This is a genomic window from Hymenobacter sp. CRA2 (assembly GCF_002007105.1).
In the GTDB taxonomy this organism is placed as follows: Bacteria; Bacteroidota; Bacteroidia; order Cytophagales; family Hymenobacteraceae; genus Solirubrum.
In genome coordinates, this window is the sequence record NZ_MVBC01000008.1 from 214,379 (window position 1) to 228,187 (window position 13,809).

General features: G+C 63.4%; 13 protein-coding genes. 8 read left to right on the forward strand and 5 right to left on the reverse strand.

Annotated elements, in window-relative coordinates; all coding sequences use genetic code 11:
• Positions 1 to 107: 107 nt before the first annotated feature.
• The gene (locus tag B0919_RS14345) at positions 108 to 2,792 is read right to left on the reverse strand and encodes a TonB-dependent receptor plug domain-containing protein (protein WP_078012964.1); all 2,685 of its coding nucleotides are present in this window, start codon (positions 2,790 to 2,792) and stop codon (positions 108 to 110) included.
• Between the two features lie 76 nt (positions 2,793 to 2,868).
• The gene (locus B0919_RS14350) at positions 2,869 to 3,285 is read right to left on the reverse strand and encodes a hypothetical protein (protein WP_139362134.1); all 417 of its coding nucleotides are present in this window, start codon (positions 3,283 to 3,285) and stop codon (positions 2,869 to 2,871) included.
• 377 nt (positions 3,286 to 3,662) lie between these two features.
• On the opposite strand from B0919_RS14350, the gene B0919_RS14355 reads away from it, so the two are divergent.
• The 4 genes from B0919_RS14355 to ytxJ all read left to right on the forward strand — a co-directional run bounded on the left by B0919_RS14355 (position 3,663) and on the right by ytxJ (position 6,861).
• Positions 3,663 to 5,642, forward strand: coding sequence for a thiamine pyrophosphate-dependent enzyme (locus B0919_RS14355; RefSeq protein ID WP_078012966.1), 1,980 nt, complete (start codon positions 3,663 to 3,665; stop codon positions 5,640 to 5,642).
• A gap of 141 nt (positions 5,643 to 5,783) precedes the next feature.
• Positions 5,784 to 6,116, forward strand: coding sequence for a hypothetical protein (locus B0919_RS14360; protein ID WP_078012967.1), 333 nt, complete (start codon positions 5,784 to 5,786; stop codon positions 6,114 to 6,116).
• A gap of 74 nt (positions 6,117 to 6,190) precedes the next feature.
• Entirely contained in the window at positions 6,191 to 6,517 is a 327-nt protein-coding gene (locus B0919_RS14365) for a hypothetical protein (protein WP_078012968.1), read from the forward strand.
• A gap of 2 nt (positions 6,518 to 6,519) precedes the next feature.
• A complete protein-coding gene (ytxJ, locus tag B0919_RS14370) occupies positions 6,520 to 6,861 on the forward strand; it encodes a bacillithiol system redox-active protein YtxJ (RefSeq protein ID WP_078012969.1) in 342 nt (113 codons plus the stop codon).
• Between the two features lie 234 nt (positions 6,862 to 7,095).
• Here the strand turns inward: ytxJ and B0919_RS14375 are convergent, their stop codons facing one another.
• The gene (locus tag B0919_RS14375; protein ID WP_078012970.1) at positions 7,096 to 7,503 is read right to left on the reverse strand and encodes an OsmC family protein; all 408 of its coding nucleotides are present in this window, start codon (positions 7,501 to 7,503) and stop codon (positions 7,096 to 7,098) included.
• A gap of 107 nt (positions 7,504 to 7,610) precedes the next feature.
• Between B0919_RS14375 and B0919_RS14380 the strand changes: the two genes are divergently transcribed.
• Together B0919_RS14380 and lipA are read left to right on the forward strand one after the other, a co-directional pair.
• Complete coding sequence (locus B0919_RS14380) at positions 7,611 to 8,387, forward strand: hypothetical protein (protein WP_139362135.1); 777 nt, start codon at positions 7,611 to 7,613, stop codon at positions 8,385 to 8,387.
• 182 nt (positions 8,388 to 8,569) lie between these two features.
• Positions 8,570 to 9,472: a lipoyl synthase gene (gene lipA / locus B0919_RS14385; protein ID WP_078012972.1), complete on the forward strand. Its 903-nt coding sequence runs from the start codon at positions 8,570 to 8,572 to the stop codon at positions 9,470 to 9,472.
• A 202-nt stretch (positions 9,473 to 9,674) separates the two neighbouring features.
• Here the strand turns inward: lipA and B0919_RS14390 are convergent, their stop codons facing one another.
• Entirely contained in the window at positions 9,675 to 12,095 is a 2,421-nt protein-coding gene (locus tag B0919_RS14390) for a choice-of-anchor Q domain-containing protein (RefSeq protein ID WP_078012973.1), read from the reverse strand.
• Positions 12,096 to 12,264: 169 nt separating this feature from the next.
• The gene (locus B0919_RS14395; RefSeq protein WP_176133053.1) at positions 12,265 to 12,867 is read right to left on the reverse strand and encodes a DUF4136 domain-containing protein; all 603 of its coding nucleotides are present in this window, start codon (positions 12,865 to 12,867) and stop codon (positions 12,265 to 12,267) included.
• 374 nt (positions 12,868 to 13,241) lie between these two features.
• Between B0919_RS14395 and B0919_RS25295 the strand changes: the two genes are divergently transcribed.
• Positions 13,242 to 13,382 (forward strand): hypothetical protein, encoded by a 141-nt coding sequence (locus B0919_RS25295; RefSeq protein WP_176133054.1) that lies wholly within the window; start codon positions 13,242 to 13,244, stop codon positions 13,380 to 13,382.
• An 82-nt stretch (positions 13,383 to 13,464) separates the two neighbouring features.
• Positions 13,465 to 13,758: a hypothetical protein gene (locus tag B0919_RS14400; protein WP_078012975.1), complete on the forward strand. Its 294-nt coding sequence runs from the start codon at positions 13,465 to 13,467 to the stop codon at positions 13,756 to 13,758.
• The last annotated feature ends 51 nt before the right edge of the window (positions 13,759 to 13,809 follow it).

Genomic DNA, 13,809 nt, shown 5'->3' on the forward strand with positions numbered 1-13,809 from the left:
GTTCGGCGGAGGATTATCGATGAGCAATTATCAATAAGCAACGAACAGCTCGCGCAACCCAATCAGGGGCCAAGGAAGCGTAGCCTCATTGTCTATAGGTGAGGGCATCAGAAGCGGCCGCGCACGCCCAGCTGCCACACCCGGGCCACGGGGTACACGCTGGCGTCTTGGCCGGCGGCTATCGGCGAGGCCCCGCCGCTGCTTACGTTGGGGTCGAAGCCGCGGTAGGGGCCCGTCACCAGCAGGTTCTGGCCGCCAATCCACACGCCCAGCTGCCGCGCGGCCGTGTTCACCACGTCGTAGCCCAGGGTAAGCTGGGTCAGGCGCAGGTGGTTGCCGCTGGCCAGGTCGCGGTCGGTGGGCGGGCGGGTGCTGCCGAAGTTGCCGGGGTAGTTGTAGCTGGAGGGCGCCGGCGTGTCGGTGTTGGTGCGCGTCGGCGTCCAGTAGTGCAGGGCCTGCTGCGAGGCGTTGGTGTAGCCGTTCGGTAAGTCCAGAGCCTGCAGCGTGGCGTTGAAGATCTGGTAGCCAAACAGGCCGTCGACCTGTGCGGTCAGCTCGAAAGGCCCGCGGCGCAACTGCTGCGTGAAGCTGAGCGCGTAGCGGGGCAGGCCGGTACCCTGGTAATAAGCGTCGCTATAGTTGCGCTGGCCGTCGTTGTTCACGTCGCGGTAGCGGATGGTGCCCGCGCCGGGCGCGCCGGCCGGATTGATGCCTTCCTGCTCGTAGGCCAAAAAGCGCGCGACGGAATGCCCTTTTTCCAGGCCGGGGTAACTCAGCAACTGGCCCCGGTATGCAATGTCCGTCAGCTCGTTCTGGTTTAGCGACGCGGCCAGGGCCGAGTTACCCGTCAGCGCTCCTGCCTGCCAGCGGCCGGCCAGCATCAGCTCCAGGCCGCGGTTGCGCAGCTTCGCGTCGGGCGAGACGTAAATAACGCTGTAGCCAGTGGGCAGGGGTACGGCAATGGCCAGAATGCCCTGCGCGTGCTCGGTGCGCCGCTGGTAGGCGTCCAGGCTCAGGGTGAAGCGGTTTTGCAGCACACCCACCAGCAGGCCGGCATCGAGCTGACGGGTGCGGTCGGGGGTGAAGTAGCTGCTGGTAAGGCCGGTGCCGGCGCGCAGCGTAAGCGTACTCAGCACGGGGTGTTCAATGAGGAAGGCTTCCTTGGCCAGGTGCCAGCTTAGTTGCGCGCCCGGAAACCAGTACGCCTTCCATTCGTCGCCTTTGCCCATATCGGCCCGCAGCGAGGCCTGCACCTCGTAACGCCCGCCGAACGTGAAGTCGACTACGGCCGAGGGGCTGTGAATGGGCACGGACTTCTGGCTCATCTCCGAGTGGCTGTAGCCATAGCCTATACCGCCGGGGCCACTGACGGGAAATGTCTGCTGGTCGCGGCTCAGGCGGTTCTGAAACTCCTGCCGCAGGTACGTCAGCGAGGCCGACAGCGAGTGGCCAGCCACAAATGCGTGCTGGTAGCGCGCCCCGGACTCGGCCACCCAGCTGTCGGCGAAGGTTTTCGACAGCTCCGTGCTGCGCAGCAGCGCGCCGTTGGGGTAGGCCTGATCGGGCGTGTGATACGACTCGCGCACGTACACCCGCTCGTAGCCGCCGCGGGCGTACAGCGTCAGCTCAGGAGCCAGCCGGTACGTGGCGCCGAGCTGGGTGAGCAGGCGGCGGGTGCGCGGCGCGCGGTAAAACTCGGTGGCTCGCTGCTCGGGGCTGTACACCGTGAAGCCGTTGCGGGATTCTGCGCCCAGCGGTTCCGTGAGCAGGCCGGTGCGCAGCACGTCGGCCGCGTCGTTGTCGGGGCCGGGCTGGCGCTGGTCGATTTGGGTGCCGGCGGCTTTCAGGTCCAGGGTCAGCCGGCGGCCCAGTTGCTGCTCCAGGTTCAGGCGCAGGTTGGCCCGGTTCAGCCGGGAGTTGATGACCACCCCGGCCTGCCGCAGGTAGTCGGCGGCCACGTAATAGCGGGTGCCGCCGTGCTGGCCGTCGAGGCTGAGGTTGTGGCTTTGAACGCCGGCCACGCGCAGCAGACGGTCCTGCCAGTCCACCTCGCCGCGGCGCTGAATGGTGGCCTCGTCGTAGGGCGGCGTGCCGCCAAAGCCGTCGTTAGCCGAGGCGGCGTTGGCTACTTCGGCAAACTGCCGGGCGTTGAGCAGCTCGTAGCGCTGGCGCACCTGCTGCACGCCGCCGTAGCCGGCGTAGCGCACCCGCAGCGGCTGCGGTTCGTCGGCGTTGCCCCCGCCGCGCTTGGTGGTGATGCGAATGACCCCGTTGGCGCCCTGCATGCCGTAAAGGGCCGTGGCCGCCGCGCCCTTCAGCACTTCCACCGAGGCCACGTCCTCTACGGGCAGGTCCATCAGCGGGTTGGCGCCCGGCGTGCGCGGCGTCGATTGGGGGGCCTGCGGTCCGGAAAAGCCGGTCAGGTTATTGAAGGTTTCGGGCTTTACGTCGTTGTTGTACACGGGCACGCCGTCGACCACGTACAGCGGCTGGCTGTTGCCGGTGAGGTTGATGACCCCGCGCACGCGCACCATGGCCCAGGCGCCCGGGGCACCGGAGTAAGGCGTCACCTGCACGCCCGCTACGCGCGTCAGGCTGGGCTGAATGGTGGTGGCAGGTTGCGGGCGGTCGGCGAAATACACGGTGCTGCCGCCGGCTACGTACTCCCGGTAGGGCAGCAGGCAGAGCGAATCAGTAGTCAGGGCCGGGGTAGGAGCCAGCGGGTCGGCTTGCTGGGCTTGGGCCGCAGCGCTCAGTACCACCAGGGCGCCAAGAGGTAAAACACGATTCATCGTAAAGAAGGATAGGAAAAGGCGGCTACGAAGATAGATGCGTAGACCGTGCCGATTGCATACGTCAAGGGTCGAGCTAGCGGAACCAGTAGGGGCTTAGGCTGATGGTTAGGGCTAGGTGCCGGGTATTATCGGAGGTTATTCTGCCGCCACCCGGCGAGAACCGGTACCCCCGGATGGCCGGCGTTATGCCATAATTAAAGTACACGCCTAAGGCATTGGAGTGGCGTAATCGGTGCGTGTAATCCGATTCAAACCCCAGCATAATGAAGGAATCCTGCCGGGTATACTCTGCAAAATCAGTGTCGGCAGGATTGTCGCCCAAGGCCCAGTTACGGCCCAGGCCCAGCAGTAAGTGGGCGCGGTTGGGGCCGTGCCCGGTGCGCAGGAAAATGGTAGCGGCGGCATAGGGGGCGCTGAAGTCGCCCAAAGAAGCATCGGGGCGAAATTCAAAAGCCCCCGAGGCCCCCAGCCAGCAATTGATGAAAGGCACATTGTAAGCGCCGGTGAGGGCGGCTGTAGGACGTAGCTTGGCCGCGTCTCGTCCGTCGCTGTAAGCCGAAAACCCCAGCCCCACACGAAAACCGTAGCTGTAACGAAGGGTAGAAACCAAGTCTGGGGGCGCGCTTTCCTGAGCACAGGCCCCTAAAGCTGCAAGGACAAAGAAGCCAATAAGAGGATGCCGGATATGCATGCTCTAAGCTGCTGCATGGTCATCTTATAACCTAGTGGTGGACAGCTGTAGTGGCAAAACGTTACGGTTGCGCGGTCGGGACTAGTGTCGACAGGAAGCACAGAGGAAAGTGGGCGGCCAAAGAGTACGCCAACCCCTACCTTTGCCGCCATTCCTTCCCGAACTTCCTCCACCCCATGCAATTCGACCGCAAAGACTACTCCAACGACGACCTGCTGCGCCTCTACGAAGGCCTCGTGAAGCCGCGCATGATCGAAGAGAAAATGCTCATCCTGCTGCGCCAGGGCAAGGTGAGCAAGTGGTTTTCGGGCATCGGGCAGGAGGCAATTTCGGTGGGTTCTACCCTGGCCCTGCAGCCCGACGAGTACATCCTGCCCCTGCACCGCAACCTGGGCGTGTTTACCTGCCGTCAGCTGCCCTTGGACCGCCTGTTTGCGCAGTGGCAGGGCAAGAAAACCGGCTTCACCAAGGGCCGCGACCGTAGCTTCCACTTCGGCACCAACGAGCACCACATCGTGGGCATGATCAGCCACCTGGGCCCGCAGCTGGCCGTAGCCGACGGCATCGCGCTGGCTTCCAAGCTCAACGACGAAGGCAAAGTAACAGTGGTGTATTCCGGCGACGGCGGCGCTTCCGAGGGCGACTTCCACGAGGGCCTGAACGTGGCCGCCGTGTGGCAACTGCCGGTCATCTTCATCGTCGAAAACAACGGCTACGGCCTCTCCACGCCCTCCAACGAGCAGTTCCGCCACGGCTACTTCATTAACAAGGGCCCGGCCTACGGCATCGAGGCCGTGCAAGTGGATGGCAACAACGTGCTGGAGGTGTACGACACGGTGCGCCGCCTGGCCGAGGACCTGCGCCAGAACCCGCGCCCGGTGCTGCTGGAAGCCCTGACCTTCCGCATGCGCGGCCACGAGGAAGCCAGCGGCACCAAGTACGTGCCGCAGGAGCTGTTCGAGGAATGGGCCCAGAAAGACCCGGTCGAGAACTTCGAGCGGTGGCTGCTGGAGCAGGGCGTGCTCGATGAGGAAGCCAAGCAGCGCTACCGCCGCACCATCAAGGACGAAATCGACGAGGCCTGGCGCGTGGTGTTCGAGACGCCCGAAGTCACGGCCGACACCACGGAGGAAGTAGCTGATATGTACCAGCCCTTCACGCCCGAAGACCGCACCCCCGCCGCCGACGCCCCGAGTACCGAGCGCCGCTACGTCGATGCCATCAGCGACGGGCTGCGGCAGAGCATGGAGCGCTTCCCCGAGCTGGTGCTCATGGGCCAGGACATTGCCGAGTACGGTGGCGTGTTCAAGATTACCGAGGGCTTCGTGCAGCAGTTCGGCAAGGGCCGCGTGCGCAACACCCCGCTGTGCGAGTCGGCCATTATCGGCACGGGCCTCGGGCTGAGCATCAAGGGCAAGAAGGCCATGGTGGAAATGCAGTTTGCTGACTTCGTGACCTGCGGCTTCAACCAGATTGTGAACAACCTCGCCAAGAGCCACTACCGCTGGGGCCAGCACGCCGACGTGGTGGTGCGCATGCCCACCGGCGCCGGCTCGGCCGCCGGTCCGTTCCACTCGCAGTCGAACGAAGCGTGGTTTGTGCACACGCCCGGCCTGAAGGTGGTGTACCCCGCCACGCCCTACGACGCCAAGGGCCTGCTCTGCGCTGCCCTGGAAGACCCCAACCCGATTATCTTTTTCGAGCACAAAATGCTCTACCGCTCCATCAGCGGGCCGGTGCCGAACGACTACTACACCCTGCCCATCGGCCAGGCCCGCCTGGCCCGCGAAGGCTCGGAGCTGAGCATCATCACCTACGGTATGGGGGTGCACTGGGCCGCCAAGCTGGCCGAGGAAATGAACCTCGACTGCGACATCCTCGACCTGCGCACCCTGCTTCCCTGGGATGAAGAAGCCGTACGCCGCACCGTGGAGAAAACCGGCCGCGTCATCATCCTGCACGAAGACACGCTGACCGGCGGCATCGGCGGCGAAATCGGTGCCTGGATTGCCGAGCACTGCTTTACCAAGCTGGATGCGCCCATTCAGCGCGTGGCCTCGCTCGATACGGCTATTCCCTTTGCGCCCGCTTTAGAGCACAATTTCCTGGCCGACAACCGCCTGCGCCAGTGCGTAGAAAAGCTGCTGGCGTATTAGGCTAGACACGAGTATGAAGAGGTGAGAAGTAAGACGAGGTTCAGTTTACCAGCACGTCGTCTTACTTCTCATATCTCTATACTCTGTACTCAGTTTAGTATTTTTCGGACTGATACGGTTCTGCTTACCCCGCTGCCTGTGATGGAATTTCTGCGTTTGCGCCGGCTGGGCTGGCAACTGCTGGTGCTGGTGCTGCTGGCCGGCCCGGTGCTGAGCGGGTGCCGACTGTTTCATCCGTACCGTTTGCCCACGCCTAAGGGGCCCGTCGTCAAGCACAAAAAGGTCAAGAAGAAAGACCCCGACGCTACGGAAATGGCCGACGGCTCGACCGGCGAAGCCAACGACGAACCGGCCAAGGTCCAGAAAAACAGCTACGACAAGAACGGCCTGCTCAAAAAGCCCAAGCTCAAGCGCCGCCGCCTGAAAAAGAAGGTGGGCCAGCACAAATTCCTCGGCATCACGTTACCCTTCTAGCCGAGCTTTTCCCTTTCGGCGGCGTATAACAGGCGCAGCCTTCTCGTTTTCACCTTCTGTATTCTTACTTCGCTATGCTGATTCGCACCCTGATGGCCAGCCTGCTGCTGTGGGGGCTGGCGGCACTGCCCGCCGCTGCCCAAACTGATTTCGTATCGCAGAAGCGCGCGGCCCGCAAGTCGCTGAAGGAAGCCAAGAAGTACAAAGCGCCCGAAGAGCTGCGCCAGACGCACCTGGCGGTGGGCAAGCGCGACCTGCGCCCCGGCGAAACCCCGCCGCGGAACTCCGCCGAGGGCGTCGACGGTTACCAGTTCGACAATACCGGCACCCCGCGCGTGAGCGACCATCAAATGATTACGACCACGCGTAAGAGCAAGAAACAACCCAAAGATTCCCAGTAGCCATGCAGTGGACCCCGCTGACCCAGCCCGAGCAGCTGGCCGATATCGTACGCGAGTCGGCCGGGCAGCCCGTTGTTATTTTCAAGCACAGCACCAGCTGCTCCATCAGCGCCATGGCCAAAAGCCGCCTGGAGCGTCAGTGGGCCGATGCCGGCCTTGCCGATGTGAAGGCGTACTACCTCGATTTGCTGCGCTACCGCCCCATCTCCAACCAGATTGCTGAGCAGTTTGGCGTGCAGCACCAGTCGCCGCAGCTGCTGCTGATCCAGGACGGCGAGTGCCGCTACGACGCCTCGCACATGAGCATTCAGCTCGGCGAGGTGAAGAAGAAAGTAGCCGCGTAGGCAACCCTTCAAGGCCGCAGTGCCTGTCATCCTGAGTAGAGCGAAGGACCTCCTCACGCCTGAACGAGCCGTAACAACGACGGCCGGTCGGCGGCGAGGAGGTCCTTGGCTCTGCTCAGGATGACAGGCTTTTTTAGCGGCTGCCCATGTCTGGTTACTAGCGGACCGTCGCTGCTTACCGGTTATTAAGGCCAGCTCGGCAGTTCGGCCTAAACCCCGCTGTAACGAAGCGCTTTACGCGCCGTACGTGAACTGAACCGATTGCCGGATTTCCGGGTTCAGGCTAAGGGCCACGGGGCAGGTGCGCGCCGCGTTTTCGAGCGTAGCGCGTTCTTTGGCCGAAAGCGAAGCGGGCATCTTGAATGCCACTTCGATTTCGGCGATGCGCCGGGGCTCCGCGGCCATGTGCTTGGTGACTTCCCACGTCACGCTGGTCAAATCCAGCCCCTGCCGCTCCGCCACGATGCCCATGATGGTCATCATGCAGGAGCCGAGGGCGGCGCTGACCAGGTCCGTCGGCGAAAACGCTTCGCCGCGGCCGTGGTTGTCCACCGGGGCGTCGGTATGAATGGAATTGCCCGAGGCCACGTGCGTGGCTTCGGTGCGTAGCTGGCCGGCGTACCGGGCGGTGGCAGTGCTCATAAATTCAGAAAAACTACAGACGGATGCGCTCAAATTTACGTACTTTCGAAGTGGCCCGCAGCCCGCGCGTGGCTTCGCGTTTCTCCTCCCTTCTGCCTGCCTCTGCCGTGCGCACGTTACTCTACTCCGGCTTATTGCTTACGGCTGCCCTGCTGCTTTCTTCGGCCGCTCAGGCCCAGGAAGCCCAGGAGGCGCCCGGCTACCAAAAGGAATTCACCTACGGCATCAACCTGAACACCAACGCCGGCCTGATCGGCGGGGTGGCCGTGCGCTCCACGCGCCGCCTCAACGACGACTGGGCGCGCTTCTGGACGCTGGAGGGCGTGGAGGTGAAAGGCCGCAAGGAGCAGCGCGTGCAAAACAGCATCGGCGGGGTGTACGTGAAGGGCAAGACCAACTACCTCTTCGCCCTGCGTCCCACCATCGGCCTGCAGCGCACCATCTTCCGCAAGGCTGCCGAGTCGGGCGTGGAAGTGGGCGGGCTGTTCGGCGCCGGGCCGTCCATCGGGCTGCTGCTGCCTTACTACATCTACTACGACTACACCCAGCGCGACCCGCAGAACCCGCACCCCTCCGAGGACATCCGTGCTGAGCAGTACGACCCCATCAAGCACAACGACCCGGGCAAGATTTACGACCGGGCGCCCATTTTCTCGGGCATCGGCGACCTGAAGCCTAACATCGGGGCGCACGTGCGCGGGGCGCTGAACTTTGAGTACGGGCGCTACCGCGACGCCGTGGCGGGCATCGAAACCGGCTTTCTGGTGGAGGCCTACGCCAAGCGCCTCGTGACGCTGCAGGAGCAGGGTGTGGCCACCAGCAAAATCAACGACAACGTGTTCACCTCGGTGTACATGACCATCTACATCGGCTCGCGCAAATAACTGCCCTGCCAGAGCTGCTGAGCTATACGGCCGCGGCCCCGGATACTCCGGGGCCGCGGCTTTTTTCGTGTCGGCCCGCCACGATGGGGCCGCGTTGCAACTACCGCGGCCATCTGCTTGTTTACCCGGCACGCGCAGCAATTCCTGCTTCGTCACAACTCGCTACCAACTACCTTTGTAGTATGGATACTCTCCTGACCTTACCCGTCATTCAGCCCGAAGCCGCTGCTCCGGCCAAGCCGCGCAAGCCCGACTGGCTGCGCGTGAAGCTGCCCGTGGGCCCGGCCTACGCCAACGTGCGCAAGCTGGTGGACGAACACAAGCTGCATACCATCTGCGAATCGGGCAACTGCCCGAACATGGGCGAGTGCTGGGGCGCCGGCACGGCCACCTTCATGATTCTGGGCAACGTGTGCACGCGCTCCTGCTCGTTCTGCGCCGTGGCCACGGGCCGCCCCACCGAGTACGACCTCGACGAGCCCCGCCGCGTGGCCGAAGCCATCAAGCTGATGGGCGTGAAGCACGCCGTCATTACCAGCGTCAACCGCGACGAGCTGAAGGACCGCGGCGCCAGCGTGTGGTACGAAACGGTGGTGCAGACCAAGCTTATGTCGCCCACCACGACCATCGAAACGCTGATTCCGGACGTGAAGGCCAACTGGGCCGCGCTGGATACGATGATTGCCGGTGGGCAGGAAGTGGTGTCGCACAACATGGAAACCGTGGGCAGCCTCTACCGCCTCGTGCGCCCTCAGGCCAAGTACGACCGTAGCCTGGAGCAGATTCGCCGCACCAAGGAAGCGGGCCGCCGCACCAAGTCGGGCATCATGCTGGGCTTGGGCGAGACGAAGGAGGAAGTGTACCAGGCTATGGACGACCTGGCTGCCAACGGCCTCGACATCCTCACCTTGGGTCAGTACCTGCAGCCCACCAAGCGCCACATCGAAGTAGCCGAGTTTATCCACCCGGACCTCTTCGCCCACTACAAGGAAGAAGGCCTGCGCCGCGGCCTGAAGTACGTGGAAAGCGGCCCGCTGGTGCGCAGCTCTTACCACGCTGAGCGCCACGTGAACGTGCCCATCTAAGCCTGACACACTTTTGACTAAAGCCGCCCGGCCGCCAAGTGGTAGCCGGGCGGTTGTGTTGTAAGCCTGCGGCGGCCTGCCCTTACAGGCATCAGCCAACAAAATAACGGCCTCTTCCTGCGAAGAGGCCGTTATTTTGTTGGCAGGCGTAGCGCCTCAGAGTGGCACTTCTGCCAACCATTTTGTCGCCATTTATTGCCGTTTAATGTAGCAAGGGCAGTGCCTGCTGCTGGCCATCGGCCGTGATGAACCGTAGCACGTAGGCGCCAGACGGCAGGGCGGCCAACCCGGGCAGCGTGAGCTGGGTGCTGTGCGCCGGCAGGCTGGCCTGGCATACCAGGCGGCCCAGCGCATCCACTAGCTGCAGCGTAGCAGCCGCAGGCAGGGCCTGCGTCAGCCGTACCGTCAGCGCCTGAGTGAAAGGCACGGGATAAGCCGTCAGGCCCAGCTGGGCACGGCGGGGCAGGCGGTTGCTGAGCACCGTGAATTCGTAGGCGCCCATATCGGGTGCAGTGCGATTGCGCGGGGTACCGGCGAGGTCCGTGGCGACGCCAGCCAGCGGCGTGCCTTGATTATCAAGAGCCGGATTGCCGGGAAGTAGGGGCGAGGTAGTGGCAAGGCGCGGATCGACCGACAGGCTGTGAACCTCTTGGCCGCTAGCCGCGCGCCAGTCGGCCAGGGAGGTGTAATCGGCGGTGGTGGTGTGGGCCAGAATGCCCCCGTTGGCATCAGTCAGGTACAGGTTGTTATAATCGACGGTGGAGCCTACGGGACCGGCACTTGGGTTCAGGGCAAAGTAGGCGTAGTGTTTGCCGGCGCTTTGCGAGGCAGTAGTATTCACGAAGATGTTGTTGCGCACGTCGAGCAGCCCGCCGCTGGTGGCCGAGCCGGCAAACTCCAAGGTGACGTTCGAAAAGGCCGCGGCAGCCGGGTCGCCTACCGCCACGGTGTTGTGCCACACCATGATCTGGTTGTTGTTGGCGTTGCCCAGCGTCGTAATTTGCAAGCCGCGCAGCAGGCGGCTCGGCGTGGTCGTTGTGCCGGCGTAGTCGCGGCGCAGGTCGTTGATTTCGTTGTTGTAGCAGTAGATGGTGGTGCTGCCGGCGGTGGTACCCGTGAGCGGGTCCAGCACCATCCCGTTCACCGAAAAGGCCGTGGAACCGCTGGTCGGGTTGTTGAAGCGGATGTCCGAAATGCGGTTGTTGTAGATGCGGCAGGCCGCCGCGCCACTGCCCTGTAGCGCCAGCGTATACAGTCCATACACGGAGGCAGCCGAGGCCTGCACGCCACGGATGACGTTATCGTGCACGCTCAGCTGCCGTTGGTTTTCGGCCCGGATGCCGTAGGTCAGGCCGGTATTGCCGATGTCGCCGGGCGTGCCGTTGCCCACGGCCACGTTGGCTACTTCGGTCTTGTTATCGGGGTAGGTGCTGCTCGACGACACCAGCCACAGACCGCCGACGGCGTTGCTGATGGTCAGGTCCAGGTAACGGTTGTTGCGGTGAGTACCCAGCGAGTCGGTGGGGGCGGCGGTGCCCAGGCTGGTGCCTGTGGCCTGTAGCAGCCCCACGCTGCCGGGGGTAGCGCGGTTCAGCGTAATGGCCGCGTTGCGCACCACGATACCGCGCGTGCCATCCGTCGCCGAGGCGCCGCGCACGCGGTAGCCGCACACCGGCCCGGGGCCCACGGCCCGCACATCAATGCCGTCGAACGTCACGAAGTCACTGCCAACCACATCGATGGCCGCCGGCCCGCCGTTGCTCAGCACCACGGGGTTGGCACCACTGCCGGCCTTGCGGAATACAATGCGCTGGGTAGGCGTGCCGCTGGCCAGGAGCGGCGGCAGTTCCTGCGCAAACGTCTGGCCCGCTGCTACCTCAAAAGTCACTGCGCCGGCCGGGGGCGCTTGGTTTAGCCGCTGAATAGCCGCCGCCAAGCTGGAAAAGTTGGTGGCCGAGGCGGGCTGCGAGTTATCCACCGTGTAGGTACCCGCGGGCAGCGGCAGCGCGGTCTGCGCCGTTACCGTCACGTTGTCGATGGCTGCGGGCGGCTGCGTACCCGTGATAATGTTGTTAGCCCAGGTGAATACCAGCCGCACGGTAGTGGGCCCGGTAGTGGCGCCCACGGGCAGCGGCAGCGTGAGGTGGCCGAAACCGGTGCGCTGGCACAGGCCCAGCGGCGTGATGGGCACCACCCCGCTGCCGGCTGGCAGCGCGCCGGCGGTGGGCGTAAAGGACGTCGGCACCAGGTACACCTTCAGGTAGTCCCGCTCGCCCGGTTCGCCCTGGTTCTGCCAGTCGAAGCTCAGCTCGAACACGTTGCCGGCGGGCAGGGTCACGTCGCTGTACAGGTGCGCGATGGAGGTAGCATTGGTATCGTAGGCGTGGCCGGTGCCGCCGTTATTGCTGATGTAAGCGGCCTGGCTGCCCGGTTCGCTGCCGCCGTTGCCAGCTGCCCGGCCGGCGTGCCACTGGTTTACCTGCGTGCCATTGACGGGGATAAACGAGCCGAGGCCGCCTTCAAAGGATTCGCCGAAGGCAGTCGTTTGTGCGTGGCTGGCTAGCGGAAGCAATAAGGCAAACGCCGGCAGACAGGCGCGGCGCAGAGAGGAAAAGTGCGGCATAAGCGGATAAAAGACAGCCGAACGGAATCGGGCCAGCGCAAAAGTAGCGGCCTGACCTCGAACCAACTGAATTCAAAAGCATTCCGAGAGCCTCCAGTGCCGGCCCAATGATCAACAAAAAAGCCCTTTCCGCAGGGCAGAAAGGGCTTTGAAATCGGAGCTGCCGGGCTTAGCGGCGGGCCGTGTTGTCGGTGGGCGGGTAGGCTTCCAGTACGCCGCTCACGATGCGGTTTACTTCGGGCTCGGTGATGGTCTGGTTATTTACGGCGGCCTGGCCGTAACCGCGCCATACCAACTCCTTGCGCTTGGCGTCCACAATGTCGATGATGACGTTGCCGGCTTTGTAGTTGGTCACCGTGTACGGACGGTTCCAGGCGCTGCCGTAGCCGTACCAGAACGGGTACCCGTAGGGACCGTAGTAGTTGGTGTTGGCTTGCTGCTTGTCCTCCACGCGGGCCGAGTAGGCCAGATACACGTCGGGGTTCTTCTCCACTTTCGTCAGGCCCTTGCGCACCATCTCGGCTTCGAGGGACGTGCGCATGCGCTTGTCAAAAAACGAGTTGTAGCCTTTGGCCGGGCCACCTTCCGCATCGGTGGGCTGCTCGGGGTACCAAGCCCAGGTCTTGTAGTTGCGAAAGTTTACGGCGTGGTCGAAATCAGTAGTGACGCCAACGCGGGGCACCGAAGCACAGCCAGCCGCACCCAGGAGCGTCGTCAGGCCGATAGCCACCAGGGCCACCGGACGAGAAAAAAAGCGGGTGAGCAAATTCATATAGGGTCGAGTTGAAAAGCGGCCGCAAATCCGGACTCCCGGTAGTGGGAGGAGCCTTGCCTGCTCGCAGTTATTCAACATCGGCACCGGGCCCGTCGTTCCCGCAGAATAGTATTCTCTAAAGCTGATTGCATAAACTTTAAAAAAGAAATGTTAGGTATAGTTTAGTTTTATCTGAATATTAGAATAAACTATTCTGCGCTCTTTTCATCTATGCCACGCCTCCAACCTATTGCGCTAAACCTGCTCTGCGGGCTTGGTGGTGCCTCCCTCTGCCTAGCCCAGGGCCCGGCTTCGCCTGCCCCGTCGCAGGTCCCCAGCCGGGCCACGGGCACCACCGCGGCCTCTATGCCCAGGCCAGTACCCAGTCGGCCATGCTCTCCATCATTAGCCCAGGCACGCAGGTGCAGGTGCTCGATTCATCGCACGCGTACTTTGTGCGGGCACAGCTGAGCAAGGATGGCAAAACGCTGACCGGCTACATGTATCGGGCGTGCCTGGGCGGGGTGCGCTGACAGCGAATAATCCGTTGTGGGAGTTGATAAAATGCTGTTACGCGGCAATATTTTGCTACATTCCCAGCGTAATCCACCCCCTATGAATAAACCTCTACTGCTTCTTTCCCTACTGGCACTAGCGGCTTGCAACGCCGCCAAAGACGACGGTACCGCCACCCGGCCCGACCGCACGCCCGTGGCCCACAACACCGTGGTCGACTGCAGCCTCTACGACGGCATGAAGAAGGAGTCCGCGCTGCTGATGGCGGTGAGTTCCGGCACCGAAGTACAGGTGATGGACACCATCGACCAGTACTTCGTGAAGGTACGCGCCACCAACGCCGGCAAGACCCAGACGGGCTACATGTACCGCACCTGCTTCGCGGCCAAATAAGTACCCGGCGACTCCTAACGCAACAAGGCCCGCTACCATCCGGTAGCGGGC